Raw genomic sequence first — 16,258 nt, 5'->3', positions numbered from 1 at the left:
GCTACCGGCTGATGGATGACGACGTCCCTACCCCAGCACCCTCCCACTGCGGAAGGCGCATCTACACCATACAAGGATGACAACGGGGCAGTCCGGAGCGAACGCTCCGGACCGCAATCGTGGGCGCTCACACGGCCCAACGCCGCCGCGAGGGGCGACCTACGAAGAAAGCAACCGCCGCAAAAACCCCCGAGCCGCGCAACCAAAGAAGCCCCTAAGCGCTCCCCACCAACAACACCCAAGCAGGAATCGTCAAAGCAGAAAACAACGTCCCCAGAGAAATGAGCACAGCCACCATCCTCCCATCTCCCCCCATCCGCATCGCCAGCACATAAGCCGCCGACGCCGTCGGCAACGCCGCAAACAGCAGCAACATCCGCGCTTCCAGCGGCGCCAGCCCCAGCAGCCGCGCCACCCCCAGCGCCACCAGCGGCAACGCCACCAGCTTCACCGCCAGCATCCACGCGATCAAGCCGCCATAGCCCTTGCCGCCTTCCCACGACAGGCTGGCCCCCACGCACAGAATCCCCAACGCGATCGCCGCCGCGCCCAGCCGCGCCAGCACCGTGTCCACCGGCCCCGGCAGCTGCAGCCCCGCGAGATTGCACGCCAGCCCCGCCAGCGTCGACACCACCAGCGGATTGCGCGCCAGCTCGCGCAGCAGGCTGCCGCCGTTGTGGCGCGCCAGCCCGTACACCGCGGCCACGTTGGCCATCGGCACCGCGAACCCGATGATCAGCGCCATCACGGTCTGGCCTTGCGCGCCGCCCAGGCTGGCCGATAGGGCCAGTCCGATATACGTGTTGAAGCGGAAGCCGCATTGCGCCGATGACGCCAGTCCCAGCGAGGAAGGCTTGAGCACGAGCCCGGCCAGCCACGACAGCGCCACGCCGGCGACGATCACCGCCGCCGTCGCCTGCAACAGTATTGCGGCATTGCCCGCGCTGATCGGCGTGCGCAGGATGGACTGGAACAGCAGGGCGGGGAACAGCACGAAGTACACCAGGCGCTCGGCGCCGGCGAAGAACTCGCGCGAGAAATTCAATTTGTGGCGCAGCGCCCAACCCAGCGCGACCAGCATGAAATCAGGGAAAACCAGCAGTGCGACCGACATGTCGATGAAGTGTTTTTCGAGCGCGCCGGCCGGGGATCGGCTCGCTATGCGATCGTAAGCATTTGCTGCTATTCTCCGTCATTCTGGCGGGCGCGTGTGCCACAAGCAACTCAAAACAGCACGGCTTTCTGCCCTGCATACTAAGCGATGCGCCCCCACCGTTAACTGCTGACTCGTCTACAGACGGGTACGTCACAAAACGGTCCGTTCACATACGGGCTCGCACACTTGGAGGAAACACACACATGAATAAAGTTCGCTCCCTGGCTATCGCTGTCGCGTTGGCCGCCGGCACGATCGGCGCCTCGGCCGCTCACGCCGCCGACAAGTATCCCAACAAGCCGATCCGCGTCATCGTCCCGTTCGCGCCCGGCGGCTCCACCGACATCATCGCGCGCCTCGTGACGCAGCGCATGAGCCAGGAACTGGGCCAGCCGATGGTCGTGGAAAACAAGGGCGGCGCCGGTGGCGCCATCGGCGCGGCCGAAGCCGCGCGCGCCGCGCCGGACGGCTACACGCTGTCGATCGCCACCGTCTCGACGATGGCCGTCAACCCGGCGTGCCGCCCCAACGACCTGCCCTACGATCCGATCAAGGACTTCCAGGCCGTCACCAACTTCGCCAACACCGCCAACGTGGTCGCGGTGAACCCGAAGTTCCCGGCCAAGGACTTCAAGGGCTTCGTCGAGGAACTCAAGAAGAACCCCGGCAAGTACTCGTACGGCAGCTCGGGCACGTGCGGCGTGCTGCACCTGATGGGCGAGTCGTTCAAGATGGCCACCGGCACCGACATCGTGCACGTGCCCTACAAGGGTTCGGGCCCGGCCGTGGCCGACGCCGTCGGCGGCCAGATCGAAATCATCTTCGACAACCTGCCGTCCTCGATGCCGCAGATCCAGGCGGGCAAGCTGAACGCCATGGCCATCGCCTGGCCCGACAACATCGCCTCGCTCAAGGGCGTGCCCAACTTCAAGGAAGCCGGCTTCCCGGTGCTGAACCAGCCCGTCTGGTACGGCCTGCTGGCGCCCAAGGGCACCCCGATGGACGTCGTCAACAAGCTGCGCGACGCCGCCGTCGTTGCCCTGAAGGACCCCAAGGTCATCAAGGCGCTGGACGACCAGGGCTCGGCCCCGTCGGGCAACACGCCGGAAGAGTTCGCCAAGGAAATCAAGGAACAGTACGACTGGGCGAAGGACGTCGTGAAGAAGCAGAACATCAAGCTGGATTGATGGCCTGATGGCGCGGGCCCAGGCCCGCCGCCTGCCACGTGAAGGGCGCCCTCGGGCGCCCTTTTTCATGGCCGCCGCATCCTGGCGGCGCCACCTGTGTGAGCAGCGCCCGCTACCCGCCCAGCGCCGTCTGGCTGGCGTCGCAGGCCGCGCGCAGCCGGTCGATCAGGTCGTGGTGCAGCGCCGACAGCGGATCCTGGCTGCGCGCCAGCACGCTGATCGGCACGCGCAAGGCCGGCGACAGCCGCCGCAGGCGCATGTCGGGGCGCAGCATGGCCTGGGCCGTGATGGCGTCGACGATGGCGTCGCCGGCGCCGGCCTGGGCCAGCGCGCAGGCCACGTAATGGGTCTGCACCCGCACGGCGGCGTGGGGATCCAGGCCCTGCGCATCCAGCGCCATCTGCAGCAGCGCGCCGGAGGCGTCGCTGGCGTCCAGCAGGATCAGCGCATCGCCGGCGATGTCGGCCAGCGCCAGCGGGCCGTCGCCGGGGCCCCGGCCCACGTGCACCAGTTCGGTGTGGCCCAGCTCGATGCGCGCCAGGCCCGGCGTGTCGCGGGTGTCGAAGGTCACGGCCAGGTCCAGCTCGCGCGTCAGCATGCCGCGCACCAGTTCGGTACTGTGGTGGGTGTGGATGTCGAAGGTCAGGCCCGGCCGCGCGGCGCGGCTGTCGCGCACCACGCCTGGCAGCAGGCCCAGCCCCAGCGCCGGGGCGCAGCCCAGCCGCAGGTGCGCGTGGGGACGGTCGCGCAGGCTGGCGGCCAGCCGGCGCACGCTGTCCAGGTCCTGGTTCAGGCGCGCCACTTCGGGCGTCAGGATGTCGGCCTCGCGCGTGGCCACCAGGCGGCCCTTGACGCGCTCGAACAGCTTGAAGCCCAACTGCGCCTCGGCGCTCGCCAGCAGCTTGCTGGCGGCGGGCTGGGTGATGTGCAGCGCCGCCGCGGCCTGTGTCAGGGAGCCGGTGCGGCGGATCGCTTCGAAGATCTCGATGTGGCGCAGGCGCATGGAGCAAAGGGGGATATCGGCGCAATCCCGCATTCTACGGCGCGGCGGGGGCGCTGCGACAGCGCCGCGGGTCTTGTCTATCATGGACGTCCATGCCGGCCGTCCGGCGTCATCCTGGAGTCCGTCCCATGCGCGTGCGCCGTTCCACCGCCGCCCTCCTGTTCGCCGCCGCCCTGGCCGCGGCGCCCTCGGCCTGGGCGCGTACGCCGACCGCGGCCGAGGACCTGAATCCGGAAGCCGCCAGCGGCAGCCAGGCGCGCACGCTGGCGCGCGCGCCGCATTACATGATGGTGTCGGCCAACCCGCTGGCGACCGCGGCCGGCGACGAGATGCTCAAGCGCGGCGGCAGCGTGGTGGACGCGGCCATCGCCACGCAGCTGGTGCTGAACCTGGTCGAGCCGCAATCGTCCGGCATCGGCGGCGGCGCCTTCATGGTGGTGTACTCGGCCAGGGACCGCGGCATCGTCACCTACGACAGCCGCGAGACCGCGCCCGCGGCGGCGCGCCCCGACCGCTTCCTGGATGCCGACGGCAAGCCGCTGCCGTTCACGCAGGCAGTCAACAACGGCATGGCCGTGGGCGTGCCGGGCCTGCTGCGCGGCCTGGATATGGCGCACAAGCGCCAGGGCAAGCTGCCGTGGGCCGACCTGTTCCAGCCCGCCATCCGGCTGGCCGAGCAGGGCTTCGCGGTCTCGCCGCGCCTGCACAAACTGCTGGCGGGCAACAAGGAATTGCCGCGCCAGCCGGCCGCCGCGGCCTATTTCTATGCGCCCGACGGCAGCGCCTGGCCGGTCGGCCAAGTGCTGAGGAATCCCGCCTTCGCGGCCACGCTGCGGGCGGTGGCGCAGGGCGGCGCGGACGCCTTCTACCAGGGCGATATCGCCCGCGACATCGTGGCGGCGGTGCACGCGCACCCCAAGCCCGGCGACCTGACGCTGGCCGATCTGGCCGGCTACCAGCCGCGCCAGCGCGACCCGGTCTGCGGCGCCTATCGCGGCTATCAGCTGTGCGGCATGGGCCCGCCCAGCAGCGGCCCGATCGCGGTGCTGCAGATGCTGGGCGAGCTGGAGCAATATCCGATCGGCGATTTCGCGCCCGGCAGCGTCGAGGCGGTGCACTACTTCGCCGAGGCCGGCCGGCTGGCCTTCGCCGATCGCGACTTCTACGTGGCCGACCCGGATTTCGTCCGCGTGCCGGTGCGCGCGATGCTGGACCCCGCGTACCTGCGCGCCCGCGGGGCGCTGATCCGGTCCGATCGCAGCATGAAGGTGGCGTTGCCCGGCGACCCCGAAGGCAAGCTGCTGTCGCGGGGGCGTGACAACGCCCTGGAGCAGCCTTCCACCAGCCACCTGGTGGCGGCGGACGCCGACGGCAATGCGCTGTCGATGACCACCACCATCGAAAACGAATTCGGCAGCAAGATCTTCGTGCGCGGCTTTCTGCTGAACAACGAGATGACGGATTTCTCGTCGTCGTTCAAGGATCCCGAAGGGCGGCTGGTGGCCAACCGCGTCGAACCCGGCAAGCGCCCGCGCAGCGCGATGGCGCCGATGATCGTGTTGCGCGACGGCAAGCCCTACCTGCTGGTGGGCTCGCCGGGCGGCAGCGCCATCATCAACTACGTCGCCAAGACCATCGTGGCGGTGCTGGACTGGAAGCTGGACATCCAGGCCGCGGCGGCCCTGCCGAACCTGGGCAGCCGCAACAAGGAGACCGAGCTGGAGAAGGGCACCGCGCTGGAAGCGCTGGCGCCGGCGCTCGAGCGCATGGGGCATCCGGTGAAGATCACCGAATTCCCCAGCGGCATCCATGGCATCGTGATCGATGCGGACGGCCTGCAGGGCGGGGTCGACCCGCGCCGCGAAGGGTTGGCGGCGGGCGGCTGAGGCGGCATTCGCAGTATGTCGCCCGGCGCGCCACACGTCGGGCAAACACGCCGGGCAAGCAGGCCCCGCGATGGGCGGGGCCTGGCGCAACGGTTCATTCCAGCGCCGACGGATCCAGCCGCATCTTGTCCTCGCGGCTGCGCGCCAGGTAGGTCACGCCCCACATCACCACGCCGAGCAATAGCAGCCAGCCTGCCACCTGGTACTGGATCACATCGCGGCCGGTCAGCGGCGTCACCAGGAACAGGCAGGCGGCCGCGCCCAGCCACGGCACGATGCGGTTGATGCGGAAATGCTCGTGCTTGACCTGGTCGCGGCGCAGCACCAGCACCGCCACGTTGACGAAGGCGAACACGCCCAGCAGCAGCAGGGCGGTGGTGCCGCCCAGCGCGCGGATGGCTTCGGAATCGGCCAGCGCCACCAGGATGATCAGGCCGAACGCCAGCGCGGTGGTGAACAGGATGGCGGTCCACGGCGTCTGGTTGCGGCGATGCACGTGCGCCAGGAAGGCCGGCAGCACGCCCTGGCGCGACATGCCGTACAGCAGGCGGCTGGCCATCATCATGTTGATGAGCGCCGAGTTGGCCACGGCGAACATCGAGATCACCGGCATGATGTATTCCACCGGCAGGCCGGGCGCGGCGCGCTTGACCACCAGCACCAGCGGCGTGCTGCTGCTGGCCAGTTCGCCCACCGGCACCAGCGCCACCGCGCAGATCGACACCAGCACGTAGATCACCGCAGTCAGCCCCAGGCCGGTCAGCATCACCTTGGGGAAAATGCGGCTGGGGTTGTGGGTCTCCTCGGCCATGTTGACCGAGTCCTCGAAGCCGACCATGGCGAAGAATGCCAGCGCCGTGGCCGAGGTGACGGCCAGGAACACGCTCTTGTCTTCCGGCGTGTCGAAGGCGATGACGCGCGAGAAATCGGCCTGGCCCTCCGACATGGCGTAGAAGCCCAGCAGGATCACCATCAGCAGGCCCGACAGTTCGATCAGGGTCAGCACCACGTTGGCGCGCACGCTCTCGGACGCGCCGCGCAGGTTCACCAGCATCACCAGCGCCATGAAGCCCAGCGCGCCCGTGGTGATCCAGGCCTTGTCGGCCTCGATGCCGAAGGCCGCGAACAGGTTGGCCGCGAAGGCCTGTGACGCGGTCGCCGCCGAGGTCAGGCCCGAGCACATCACGGTGAAGCAGACGATGAAGGTCAGGAAATGCACGCCGAACGCCTTGTGCACATAGAGCGCGGCGCCCGCCGCTTTCGGATACTTGGTGACCAGTTCCAGGTAGGACAGCGCGGTCAGCAGCGCCACGCCGAAGGCCACCAGGAACGGCAGCCAGGCCGCGCCGCCGACTTCCTTGGCGACCTGTCCGGTCAGGGCGTAGACGCCGGTGCCCAGGATGTCACCGACGATGAACAGCAATAACAGCTTGGGTCCCATCACCCGCTTGAGCGGGGCGCTTTGCTGCGCGGCGTCCGGGGCATCATTCGTGGCCATCGTCTTTCTCCTTGTTCTCTTTCGATTTGGGGGAGTCGCGTCTGGGCAACGCCGGGACCGGCCTGGCGGCAGGTCCGAGGTGACGGGGAAAAGTCTAAAGCGGCGTTGCGCGCCGCGATGCAACAGTGATGCAACGAATTGTCTGCGCATGAAAACCATGCAAGCGCGTGTGGCTGGGCACGATAAATGCGCAGCGCGATCGTCGTGGATCGAATCGCCAGGCGTGCGCGGCGCCGCGAAGAAAAACGCCCGCTTCGAGGCGGGCGTGGATCGCGGTCGCGCGGCGCGCGCGTCAGGGTTCGGTCGGCGCCAGGTCGGGCGGCAACCGCCGCAGCGTGGCGGGCGTGCGCGACAGCTTGATCGGCGAGCCGACGCCGCGGTAGTCGCCCTGTTCCAGCACCATGCCGCGGTGCTTCGTGTGGGGATGGGCCAGCGCCTGGTCCACGGTCTGCACGGCCGCGGCCGGCACGCCGGCGCGCAGCAGGCGGTCAGCCAGCGCCGCCGCGTCGTGATGCGCGAGCAGGGCGGACAGCTCGTCGCGCAGGGCCTGGCGATGCGCCAGGCGATCGGCGTTGGCGGCGTAGCGCGGGTCGGCGGCCAGCGCCGGCGCCTCCAGCACCTGCGCCAGCTGCGCGAACTGGCGGTTGTTGCCGACCGCCAGGAAGATCGGGCCGCTGGCGGTGGGCAGCGTCTCGTAGGGTGCGATGTTCGGATGCGCGTTGCCGCTGCGGCCCGGCGTCTTGCCGCTGTAGAAATAGTTGGGCGCGTGCGGATGCAGCAGCGACAACGCGCAGTCGTACAGCGTGATGTCGAGGAACTGGCCCAGGCCGCTGCGCACGCGTTCGTTCAGCGCCAGCAGGATCGCCACCGCCGCGTTCAGGCCGGTCACCATGTCCACCACCGGCAGGCCGACGCGGGTGGCGTCGCCGTCGGCCTCGCCGTTCACGCTCATCAGCCCGCACATGGCCTGGGCGCAGGCGTCGTAGCCGGGCAGGCCGCCCAGCGGGCCGTCGGCGCCGAAGCCGCTGACGCGGCAGTGGATCAACGCCGGGAAGCGTTCGCGCAAGGTGTCGTAGCCCAGGCCCCACTTCTCCAGCGTGCCCGGCTTGAAGTTCTCGACCAGCACGTCGGCGTCGGCCAGCAGGTGGCGCAGCAGTTCCTGCCCCGCCGCCTGCGACAGGTCCAGCGTCATGCCGCGCTTGTTGCGGTTGACGCCGACGAAGTACGACGCCGTCTCGCCCAGGAACGGCGGGCCCCAGCCGCGGGTCTCGTCGCCGCCGGGCGGCTCGATCTTGAGCACGTCGGCGCCGTGGTCGGCCAGGATCTGGGTGCAGTACGGACCGCCCAGCACGCGCGACAGGTCGATCACTTTGCAGCCGGCGAGGGCGCCGGCGTCGGGGAGCTTGGGAGCCATGAAGCCTCTGCGGTCAGTCGATGGAAACGTTGGCGCTCTTGATGAGCGTGCGCCACTTGGGCACTTCGGCCGTGATGAAGCTGGACAGTCCCTGCGGCGTCTGGTCCTGGGCGCGCACGATGCCCTGGCTGCGCAGGGTCTGTTCGATCGCGGGGTCCGACAGCGCGGTCTGGAACGCCTGGTTCAGTTTGGCCACGGTCTCGGGCGGGGTGGCCTTGGGCGCGACGATGCCGAAGAACACGCTGACGTCATAGCCCGACAGCCCCTGTTCGGACAGCGTCGGCAGGTCCGGCAGCGCGTCCGAGCGCTGCGCGCTGGCCAGGCCGATGGCGCGCAGCTTGCCGGCCTTGATGTACGGCAGCGCCGTCAGGATGTCGGTGAACGACATGGATACCTGGCCGCCCAGCAGGTCGTTGAGCGCCGGCCCGGTGCCTTTGTACGGGATGTGCATGATGCGGGTGCCGGCCATCTGGTTGAACAGGATGCCGGCCAGGTGCGAGGACGCGCCGTTGCCGGACGAGGCGTAGCTGAGCTTGTCCGGGTTCTTCTTGGCGTAGGCGATCAGTTCCTGCGCGTTGTTGGCCGGCACCGACGGGTTCACCACCAGGATGTTGGGCAGGTGGCCGATGCGGATGATGGGCGCGAAGCTGGTCTCGGGGTTGTAGCCCTGGTTCTTGTACAGGCTGACGTTGATGGCCAGCGGTCCCGAGGTGCCGAACAGGATGGTGTAGCCGTCCGGCTTGGCGGCGGCCACGTATTCGGAGCCGATGTTGCCGCCGGCGCCGGCGCGGTTCTCGACGATGACGGTCTGGCCCAGGGGCTGCTTGAGCTTTTCGGCCAGGCGGCGCGCCAGCGCGTCGGTCGGGCCGCCGGGCGGGAACGGCACCACCAGCGTGACCGGACGCGACGGATAGGCGTCGGCCGCCAGCGCGGGAGGGACGGCGGCGATGGCGGCGACCGCCAGCAGCAAGGGGGTGAACAGGCGTTTCATGGTTGTCTCCAGTGGGGGCGCGCCGGCTGTGCCGCCGGCGTCGGGGGGCGCCAGGCTACAGCGCGTGTCGCAGGATGCCGCGGCAGGCGGCGCTTTCGTCGGCGGGAATGGCATAGGGATCGCGCGGCGCCAGGCGGTGCTGCAGCACCTGGTCGGCCAGCAGCGCGCGGCTGGCCAGGCCGTCGCCGGCCGCCTCCCAGCGCAGCGCCGCCATCGACACCGCGTGGTACAGCAGCGAGGCGGCCTGGCGCGCCAGTTCGGCGTGGTCGCCCTGCGCGGCGTGTTCGGCCAGCGCATAGGTCCGTTGCAGCGCATCGGCCTGGGTGGCGGCGAGCGCGGGCGGGCAGGGCAGGCCGTCGGCCAGCAACTGGTCGATATGGCGGCGCAGCGCGGGCAGCGAGCCTTCCTTCTTGATGGCGCGCAGCACGTCCAGCGCCACGATGTTGCTGGTGCCTTCCCAGATCGAGCCCAGGTGCGCGTCGCGCACCAGGCGCGGCTCGGTCCATTCCTCGATGTAGCCGCAGCCGCCGCGCACTTCCATGGCGTCGCCGGTGACCTTGCGCGCATCGCGGCAGGCGCGGAACTTGATCAGCGGCGTCAGGATGCGCGCCAGCGCCGGGTCGCCCTGGCCCTGATCGGCGTCCGCCAGGGCGCGGGCGGTCTGGAACATGACGCTGCGGGCCTGTTCGGCCCACACCGTCATCTTCACCAGCTGGCGCTGCATCAGCGGCATGTCGATCAGGCGCTTGCCGAACGCGCGGCGGTGCTGCGAGACGTAGGTGGCCTCGGTGACGGCGCGGCGCATCAGGCCGGCCGCGCGCATGCCGTTGGACAGGCGCGAGTTGTTGATCATGTCGGCCATGTGCTTGAAGCCCTTGCCGCGCTCGCCCACCAGCCACGCGACCGCGCCTTCCAGCCGGATCTCGCCGCTGGCCATGGAGCGGGTGCCGAGCTTGTCCTTGAGCCGCAGGATGCGGTAGTGGTTGTGCGTGCCGTCGGCCAGGTCGCGCGGCAGCAGGAACAGCGACACGCCCTTCAGGCCGGGCTCGCTTTCGCTGCGCGCCAGCACCATGGCGAAGCCGGCATCGGGGTTGGAGCAGAACCATTTGTCGCCGTGGATGCGCCAGCTGCCGTCTGCCTGGCGTTGGGCCGTGACCTCGGTGGCGCTGACGTCCGAGCCGGCGCCCTGCTCGGTCATGAACATGGCGCCCTGGCGCAGCGCGTCGAAGTCCTGGCTGGTGACCTGCGGCAGCACCCGTTCGACCAGCGCCGGGTCGCCGAACTTGCGCAGCGTGCGCGCCAGCGAATCGGTCATGCTGACCGGGCAGCACAGGCCGAACTCGGCCTGCACGAACAGGTGGCTGAGCGCGTACTTGGCGGCGGCCGGCATCGGCTCGGGCCAGCCCAGCACGCCGCCGCGATGCGATAGCGCCGCCAGGCCGAATTCGCTGTAGGCCAGGCGCTCCAGCTCGACATAGGCCGGATGCTTGTCGAGGCGCGACTCGTCGGCGCCGGCGCGGCTGCGCACCGACAGGGTGGGCGGATGCTTGTCGGCGGTGGCCGCCAGTTCGTCCATCAGGCCGCCCGCCAGTCCGCCCAGGCGGTCCAGGTGCGGCAGCAGGTGCGCGTGCAGCGCGGCCGGCAGGTAGCGCCGGGCCAGCGGCGCGGCGTACGGATCGGCGCGGAACAGGTTCAGGCCGCGCGCGTCCGGGACGGGCGTGGCGGTGGCGCGGGTGGGGGCGACGGGGGGCTGGGCGGGGGTATCCATGGCGGCATCCTGCGCAAAAGAGGAGTTTCCGGCATGGTGCGATGATGGATTAATCTATACAAATACCGTTTTGGTGTAGACCTATCCAATAAAAATATGGATCTCGGGCGCCGCCGGCAGGCGCGCCCCGGGAGGAGACCGATGGACCTGGATCCGCGCTTGTTGCGCTATTTCATCGCCGTGGCCGAAGAGCGCCATTTCAGCCGCGCCGCCGCGCGCCTGCACATTTCCCAGCCGCCCTTGAGCTACGCCATCCGCCAGCTCGAGGACAACGTCGGCGCGCGCCTGCTGGCGCGCACCAGCCGCCACGTCGAACTGACCGCCGCCGGCCAGGTGCTGTACCGCGAGGCCCTGACGCTGCTGCGCCAGGCCGAGGACGTGCGCACGCTGGTGCAGCGGGTCGACGCCGGCCTGCGCGGCCGGCTGCGCATCGGCTTCGTCGGCTCGATGCTGTATCGCGGCCTGCCGGCGCTGCTGGCGTCGATGCGGGCCGAACTGCCGGACGTGGAACATGTCCTGACCGAGCTGAATTCGCACGACCAGATCGAGGCGGTGCGGCGCGGCGAGCAGGACCTGGGCTTCATCCACGCCAACCCGGTGCCGGCCGGCGTGGCGGCGCGCGACCTGCTGGCCGAACCGTTCGTGGTGTGCCTGCCGGAAAGCCATCCGCTGGCCAGCAGGCCGTCGCTGGCGCTGGCGGAGCTGGCTACCGATGACTTCGTGTTTTTCGCCCGCGCCGCCTCGCCCAGCTATTACGAGACCGTGCTGTCGCTGTGCGTGGGGGCGGGCTTCATGCCCGTGATCCGCCACGAAGTGCGCCACTGGCTGAGCGTGGCTTCGCTGGTGTCGCAGGGCCTGGGCGTGTCGATCGTGCCGTCCTGCCTGTCGCGCAGCGGCCTGGCGGGCACGCGTTTCATCGCCTTCGAGCACCAGGCGCGCTCGGTCAGCCAGGTGATCTGGCCGGACGAGGACCTTTCGCCGCTGCAGGAAAAGGCGCTGGCGCTGGTCGAGCGCCAGTTCCCCGCGGCCTGAATGGGCATCCGGGTCGCGCCGCCCGGATATCTCAGCCTGGCAGTCGCGTGAAGCGGTTGGTCAGCGTGCCCAGCCCGGTCAGCGTCACGTCGACCACGTCGCCGTCGCTGAGGTCTGGCGAATGGCCGTCGGTGCCCATCCAGAGGATGTCGCCGGGCTGCAGGGTGAGGTAGCGGCTCATCGTGCTGATGAAGGTGTCGACACCGAACAGCATGTCGCCGGTGCCGAAGCGGGTGCTCTCGCGGCCGTTGACGCTGACCACCGTCTCCATGCGCGCCAGGTCCGGGTCGGTCTCGATCCAGGGGCCCATCGGCTTGAAGGTGTCGGTGTTCTTGGAACGCCAGAAAGTGCGGTCGGACGCCTGCCAATCGCGCGCGCTGACGTCGTTGCCGATGGTGTAGCCGAGGATGCCGGCGCGCACGTCTTCCGGCCGGACGTGCTTCATGCGCTTGCCGATCACCACCACCAGCTCGCCCTCATACTGCACGCGGGTGGCGTCGGCGGGCATCAGCACGTCCTGCCCGTGCGCCAGCAGCGCGTTGTTGGCGCGGTAGCCGACATCGGGCTGGGCGGGAATGTTCTTGCCCTCGGCGCCGATGTGCTGGACATAGTTCAGGCCGACGCAATAGAAGGTCGGGGGAATCACCGGCACCTCGATCCGCACATCGGCCAGGCGCAGCGATTCATTGCGCCTTTCATGGCCGTTGAACGGGTCGCCGCGCACCGGCGTGATGCGGTCGTCGTCGAGAATGCCGTAGAACGTCTGACCGTCGTGGGTGCAGCGTATCCATTTCATGGTGGGTTCCTTCAGGCCGCCTGGGCGGAAAAGCCGGGATCGTCGTTGGCCATGCGGGTGATGAGCCATTCGCCATCGTTGCGCGCCAGTTCGATGTGGGTGGTGCGGATGGTGTCGATGCCCGTCAGCGGCGCGGGGCCGGACAGCGCGGCGCCGCTGTCGTGCCGCACCACCAGCATGTAGGCGCGCAGCGCGCAGCGATCCGCGTTCCAGGCGTGCGCCGCGAGGTTGCAGATCAGGTGGTGGATGCGCTGGGTCGGGGAACGGCGCGCCAGCGCCGCCAGCACGGCGTCGCGGCCCGCCAGCGTCTGGCCCTGGCGCAGCCAGACGCCGTCGGGGGCGAGGCGCCGCACCAGATCGTCGTAGCGGTTTTCGTCCAGATCGCGGAAAAACGCCATGATCTGGTTGTGGCACAGCGACAGGGTATCGCTCATGGGGATGTCGTCCTCAGCATGGTTTCATCGATGGCGGCCAGCGTGTCCGCGCCGCACAGTTGCATGGTGCGCGCCAGTTCGTCGCGCAATATCTCCAGCGCCTTGCAGGCGCCAGGATGGCCGCCCGCCAGCACGCCGTAGAGCGTGGCGCGGCCGGTCAGCACGCCGGCCGCGCCCAGCGCCAGCGCCTTGAAGATGTCGCTGCCGCGCCGCACGCCGCCGTCCAGCAATACCGGCACCCGGCCGCGCGCGGCGGCGAGCACATCCGCCAGGGCGTCCAGCGACGCGATGCCGCTGTCCAGTTGCCGGCCGCCATGATTCGAGACCACCAGCGCGTCGGCGCCGATGCCGACGATGGCGTCCACGTCCAGGGCGTTGACCACGCCCTTGACGATGAGCCTGCCTTGCCAGCCGTCGCGCAGCCGCGCCAGGTCGTCCAGCTTGAACGCCGGATCGTAGTTGCGGCCGGCGACGGACTTCATCGCCTTGCGGTCCGCGGCGACCGGCGCCAGGCCCGCCAGGCTGGGCATCGCGGGCGGCCGCCGCAGCAGCATGTCGAGCGACCAGGTGGGCTTGCACGCGAATTGGAAGACGTTGCGCGGATTGAGCTTCATGGGAAACGCCAATCCGTGCGCCAGGTCGCGCTCGCGCTTGCCGCCCACCGGAAGGTCCACCGTGATCATCAGCGCCTCGTAGCCGGCGGCGCCGGCGCGCCGGATCAGGTCGGCAAGCCGGGCCTTGTCCTGCAGGATATAGGCCTGGAACCAGAGCCGGCCCGGCGCCCGGTCGGCGATTTCCTCGATCGACGCGGTGGCGGACGTGGACAGGGTGTAGGGAATGCCGGCCTGCGCGGCGGCGCGCGCCAGCGCCACGTCGCCGCCGCGCCAGCCGAAGCCGACCGCGCCGGTGGGCGCGATGGCGCAGGGCAGGGCCGCGGGCGTGCCGACGAACGGCGCCGCCAGGTCGACGCGCGAGACATCGCGCAGCACCCGCGGGGCCAGGCGCAGCCGCTGGAACGCGGTGACGTTCTCGCGCAGCGTGATCTCGTCCTCGGCGCCGCCGTCGAAGAAGTCGAACACCGGCCGCGGCAGGCGCGCCCGCGCCGCGATGCGCAGGCGCTCGATGGAAAAGCAATCGTCGAGCCGGGCGGTCATCGCGGCGTTCTCCTGGATCGTGGCCGCGCCATCATTCGCCTTTGACATTGCCTTTCTTGATCACGTCGGCCCAGCGTGTCCGGTCCTGCACCAGGAACTGGCTGAACTGTTCCGGCGTGCCGCCGTCGGCCAGGGCGCCCAGCGAGGCGAGCTGTTGCTTCACCGCCGGATCGGCCAGGGCCTCGTTGGCGGCCTGGTTCAGCTTGTCGACGATGGCCTTGGGCGTGGCGGGCGGCGCCAGCATGCCGACCCAGGTCGCGGCCGCGTCGAAGCCGGGATAACCCAGGCTTTCGAGCGTCGGCACGCCGGGGAAGTCGGGTTGCGGTTCGCGCGTGCCGATGGCCAGCACGCGCAACTGCTTCTGCGCGACGTAGTTGGCGATGCCGACGCTGGGATAGAACATGAACGAGATGCGCCCCGCCAGCATTTCCTGCAGGGCCGGTCCATTGCCCTTGAACGGCACGTGCATCATGCGCGCGCCGGTCATGTTGGCCAGCATCTCGGCGGTCAGGTGCGCCGAGCCGCCGATGCCCGACGAGCCGAAGGTGAGCTTGTCCGGGCTGGCCTTGGCCGCGGCCACCAGCTCCTGCATGGTCTTGTAGGGCGAGCCATAGCTCGTCACCACCACCATCGGCAGCTTGGCGAAATTGCCGACGGGGGTGAAGTCCTTGACCGCGTCATAGTTGTAGCGTTCGGGGTACAGCAGCGGATTCACGTTCAGGGTGAGCGAGGTCACCAGCACCTTGTAGCCGTCGGGTTCCGACCGCATCACGTCGTTGGCGGCGATGGACGCGCTGGCGCCCGGTTTGTTCTCCACCACGATCGAGGCCTTCAGGCTCTCGGACATGCGCTTGGCGAGGATGCGGGCGATCACGTCGGTCGGTCCGCCGGCCGCGTAGCCGACTTCCATGCGGATCGGCCGCGACGGATAGTCGTCGGCCAGGGCGGGCGCCGCGACGCCCGCGCCGATCAGCGCGGCGCAGAGCAGGTTGGTCCTTTTTTTTGTGTTCATGATGTCTCCTCCTTGTTTTGATATCAGTATTGGTCGGGGAAGTACCGATCCGCCATCACCTGGCAGCGCTTGATCAGGCGCGGCTCGTCCGGCCGGTAGTCGGCCACGGCGTTATGGATGGTCCCCATGTTGTCCCACATCAGCACATCGCCTTCCTGCCACTGATGGCGATAGCGGTACTTCTCCTGCAGCTGGTGCCTGAACAGGAAGTCCAGCACCTCGGCGCTGCGCGCTTCCGGCAACTCGTTGATCCTCACGGAATAGCCGGGGTTGGCGTACAGCACCTTGCGGCCCGTGATCGGATGCGTCAGGAACACCGGATGCGAGACCGGCGGCTTGCGGCGCTTCTGTTCCTCGGTCAGCGGGGGGCGGGTGCTGCCCTTTTCCCGCCGCATCATTTCCCAGAACTTGTTGAAGTCGTGGGTGATGGTCATGCCGTCCAGCTCGGTCTTCAAGGCGTCCGGCAGCTCGTCGTAGGCGGCGTGCATGTTCGAGAACTCGGTGTTGCCCAGCGATTTGCCGTCGCGCATCGGGATGCGGATGCCGTACAGCACGTTGCTGAAGGCGATGGTGCGGCTGTAGGACATGTCGGTGTGCCAGTCCTGGCCGGCGTCGCTCAGGCCCACGGGCTTGCCGTTCTCCACCATGTTCGACAGGATCATCACTTCCGGCAGGCCGGGCTCGAAATACATATTGGCGACGTTCACTTCCAGCGTGCCGAAGCGCTCGGCGAACGCTTTCAGGTGCGGCGCTTGCAGCGCCTGCTTCGGGAAGCTGACCACGCCATGGCGGCCCAGCGCCGCCTCGATGGCGCGGTGGTCTGCCTCGGCCAGAGGCTGGGCCAGGTCGATATCCAGGATGCGGGCGCCCAACGAGCCCCCGCCAGCAACGATCTTCATGATGTCTCCGTTCTCGGGATGGGGAAGG

14 protein-coding genes are annotated in these 16,258 nt (G+C 69.2%); 3 read left to right on the top strand and 11 right to left on the bottom strand.

The window, feature by feature from the left end; genetic code table 11:
• Nucleotides 1-214: 214 nt before the first annotated feature.
• The gene (locus tag AOZ53_RS29235) at nucleotides 215-1,114 is read right to left on the bottom strand and encodes an AEC family transporter (RefSeq protein ID WP_156333572.1); all 900 of its coding nucleotides are present in this window, start codon (nucleotides 1,112-1,114) and stop codon (nucleotides 215-217) included.
• A 245-nt stretch (nucleotides 1,115-1,359) separates the two neighbouring features.
• Here AOZ53_RS29235 and AOZ53_RS29230 point away from each other — a divergent pair, with 245 nt between their 5' ends.
• Nucleotides 1,360-2,343 (top strand): tripartite tricarboxylate transporter substrate binding protein BugE, encoded by a 984-nt coding sequence (locus AOZ53_RS29230; RefSeq protein WP_054434589.1) that lies wholly within the window; start codon nucleotides 1,360-1,362, stop codon nucleotides 2,341-2,343.
• A 112-nt stretch (nucleotides 2,344-2,455) separates the two neighbouring features.
• Here the strand turns inward: AOZ53_RS29230 and AOZ53_RS29225 are convergent, their stop codons facing one another.
• On the bottom strand, nucleotides 2,456-3,346 hold the full coding sequence (locus AOZ53_RS29225) for a LysR family transcriptional regulator (protein ID WP_054490456.1): 891 nt from the start codon (nucleotides 3,344-3,346) through the stop codon (nucleotides 2,456-2,458).
• A gap of 128 nt (nucleotides 3,347-3,474) precedes the next feature.
• On the opposite strand from AOZ53_RS29225, the gene ggt reads away from it, so the two are divergent.
• Nucleotides 3,475-5,232 carry a gamma-glutamyltransferase gene (gene ggt, locus AOZ53_RS29220; RefSeq protein WP_054490454.1) on the top strand — a complete coding sequence of 586 codons (1,758 nt, stop codon included), beginning with the start codon at nucleotides 3,475-3,477 and terminating at the stop codon, nucleotides 5,230-5,232.
• A gap of 94 nt (nucleotides 5,233-5,326) precedes the next feature.
• Here ggt and AOZ53_RS29215 read toward each other — a convergent pair whose 3' ends face one another.
• The 4 genes from AOZ53_RS29215 to AOZ53_RS29200 form a co-directional block, all read right to left on the bottom strand.
• Nucleotides 5,327-6,730, bottom strand: a complete 1,404-nt coding sequence (locus tag AOZ53_RS29215) for an APC family permease (RefSeq protein ID WP_006393071.1) — start codon at nucleotides 6,728-6,730, stop codon at nucleotides 5,327-5,329.
• Between the two features lie 292 nt (nucleotides 6,731-7,022).
• Nucleotides 7,023-8,144, bottom strand: a complete 1,122-nt coding sequence (locus tag AOZ53_RS29210) for a CaiB/BaiF CoA transferase family protein (RefSeq protein ID WP_054434581.1) — start codon at nucleotides 8,142-8,144, stop codon at nucleotides 7,023-7,025.
• 13 nt (nucleotides 8,145-8,157) lie between these two features.
• The gene (locus AOZ53_RS29205; protein WP_054434579.1) at nucleotides 8,158-9,135 is read right to left on the bottom strand and encodes a Bug family tripartite tricarboxylate transporter substrate binding protein; all 978 of its coding nucleotides are present in this window, start codon (nucleotides 9,133-9,135) and stop codon (nucleotides 8,158-8,160) included.
• 55 nt (nucleotides 9,136-9,190) lie between these two features.
• The gene (locus AOZ53_RS29200) at nucleotides 9,191-10,903 is read right to left on the bottom strand and encodes an acyl-CoA dehydrogenase family protein (RefSeq protein WP_054490452.1); all 1,713 of its coding nucleotides are present in this window, start codon (nucleotides 10,901-10,903) and stop codon (nucleotides 9,191-9,193) included.
• A gap of 141 nt (nucleotides 10,904-11,044) precedes the next feature.
• On the opposite strand from AOZ53_RS29200, the gene AOZ53_RS29195 reads away from it, so the two are divergent.
• Nucleotides 11,045-11,935: a LysR family transcriptional regulator gene (locus AOZ53_RS29195; protein WP_054490450.1), complete on the top strand. Its 891-nt coding sequence runs from the start codon at nucleotides 11,045-11,047 to the stop codon at nucleotides 11,933-11,935.
• A gap of 31 nt (nucleotides 11,936-11,966) precedes the next feature.
• On the opposite strand, the gene AOZ53_RS29190 is transcribed toward AOZ53_RS29195, so the two are convergent.
• Genes AOZ53_RS29190 through AOZ53_RS29170 form a run of 5 tightly spaced genes read right to left on the bottom strand, consistent with a single transcriptional unit; the run spans nucleotide 11,967 to nucleotide 16,230 of the window.
• Entirely contained in the window at nucleotides 11,967-12,731 is a 765-nt protein-coding gene (locus AOZ53_RS29190; RefSeq protein WP_054490448.1) for a fumarylacetoacetate hydrolase family protein, read from the bottom strand.
• Nucleotides 12,732-12,742: 11 nt separating this feature from the next.
• The gene (locus tag AOZ53_RS29185; protein ID WP_054490446.1) at nucleotides 12,743-13,165 is read right to left on the bottom strand and encodes a nuclear transport factor 2 family protein; all 423 of its coding nucleotides are present in this window, start codon (nucleotides 13,163-13,165) and stop codon (nucleotides 12,743-12,745) included.
• On the bottom strand, nucleotides 13,162-14,367 hold the full coding sequence (locus AOZ53_RS29180; protein ID WP_231690706.1) for an alpha-hydroxy acid oxidase: 1,206 nt from the start codon (nucleotides 14,365-14,367) through the stop codon (nucleotides 13,162-13,164). Before AOZ53_RS29180 ends, AOZ53_RS29185 begins: the two co-directional genes overlap by 4 nt.
• A complete protein-coding gene (locus tag AOZ53_RS29175) occupies nucleotides 14,351-15,331 on the bottom strand; it encodes a Bug family tripartite tricarboxylate transporter substrate binding protein (RefSeq protein ID WP_054490441.1) in 981 nt (326 codons plus the stop codon). Before AOZ53_RS29175 ends, AOZ53_RS29180 begins: the two co-directional genes overlap by 17 nt.
• A gap of 23 nt (nucleotides 15,332-15,354) precedes the next feature.
• Nucleotides 15,355-16,230: a TauD/TfdA dioxygenase family protein gene (locus tag AOZ53_RS29170; protein WP_054490439.1), complete on the bottom strand. Its 876-nt coding sequence runs from the start codon at nucleotides 16,228-16,230 to the stop codon at nucleotides 15,355-15,357.
• Nucleotides 16,231-16,258 lie beyond the last annotated feature (28 nt).

It is taken from the genome of Achromobacter sp. 2789STDY5608621 (assembly GCF_001299375.1).
Classification (GTDB): domain Bacteria; phylum Pseudomonadota; class Gammaproteobacteria; order Burkholderiales; family Burkholderiaceae_B; genus Achromobacter; species Achromobacter insuavis.
Note: the sequence above shows the minus strand (reverse complement) of the source record. Positions and strands in the feature narration are given on the sequence as shown.

What these genes read in the sequence shown, in the direction of transcription:
- AOZ53_RS29235 (WP_156333572.1), bottom strand. Translation starts at nt 1,114, where the DNA reads ATGTCGGTCGCACTGCTGGTTTTCCCTGATTTCATGCTGGTCGCGCTG.
- AOZ53_RS29230 (WP_054434589.1), top strand. Translation starts at nt 1,360, where the DNA reads ATGAATAAAGTTCGCTCCCTGGCTATCGCTGTCGCGTTGGCCGCCGGC.
- AOZ53_RS29225 (WP_054490456.1), bottom strand. Translation starts at nt 3,346, where the DNA reads ATGCGCCTGCGCCACATCGAGATCTTCGAAGCGATCCGCCGCACCGGC.
- ggt (WP_054490454.1), top strand. Translation starts at nt 3,475, where the DNA reads ATGCGCGTGCGCCGTTCCACCGCCGCCCTCCTGTTCGCCGCCGCCCTG.
- AOZ53_RS29215 (WP_006393071.1), bottom strand. Translation starts at nt 6,730, where the DNA reads ATGGCCACGAATGATGCCCCGGACGCCGCGCAGCAAAGCGCCCCGCTC.
- AOZ53_RS29210 (WP_054434581.1), bottom strand. Translation starts at nt 8,144, where the DNA reads ATGGCTCCCAAGCTCCCCGACGCCGGCGCCCTCGCCGGCTGCAAAGTG.
- AOZ53_RS29205 (WP_054434579.1), bottom strand. Translation starts at nt 9,135, where the DNA reads ATGAAACGCCTGTTCACCCCCTTGCTGCTGGCGGTCGCCGCCATCGCC.
- AOZ53_RS29200 (WP_054490452.1), bottom strand. Translation starts at nt 10,903, where the DNA reads ATGGATACCCCCGCCCAGCCCCCCGTCGCCCCCACCCGCGCCACCGCC.
- AOZ53_RS29195 (WP_054490450.1), top strand. Translation starts at nt 11,045, where the DNA reads ATGGACCTGGATCCGCGCTTGTTGCGCTATTTCATCGCCGTGGCCGAA.
- AOZ53_RS29190 (WP_054490448.1), bottom strand. Translation starts at nt 12,731, where the DNA reads ATGAAATGGATACGCTGCACCCACGACGGTCAGACGTTCTACGGCATT.
- AOZ53_RS29185 (WP_054490446.1), bottom strand. Translation starts at nt 13,165, where the DNA reads ATGAGCGATACCCTGTCGCTGTGCCACAACCAGATCATGGCGTTTTTC.
- AOZ53_RS29180 (WP_231690706.1), bottom strand. Translation starts at nt 14,367, where the DNA reads ATGTCAAAGGCGAATGATGGCGCGGCCACGATCCAGGAGAACGCCGCG.
- AOZ53_RS29175 (WP_054490441.1), bottom strand. Translation starts at nt 15,331, where the DNA reads ATGAACACAAAAAAAAGGACCAACCTGCTCTGCGCCGCGCTGATCGGC.
- AOZ53_RS29170 (WP_054490439.1), bottom strand. Translation starts at nt 16,230, where the DNA reads ATGAAGATCGTTGCTGGCGGGGGCTCGTTGGGCGCCCGCATCCTGGAT.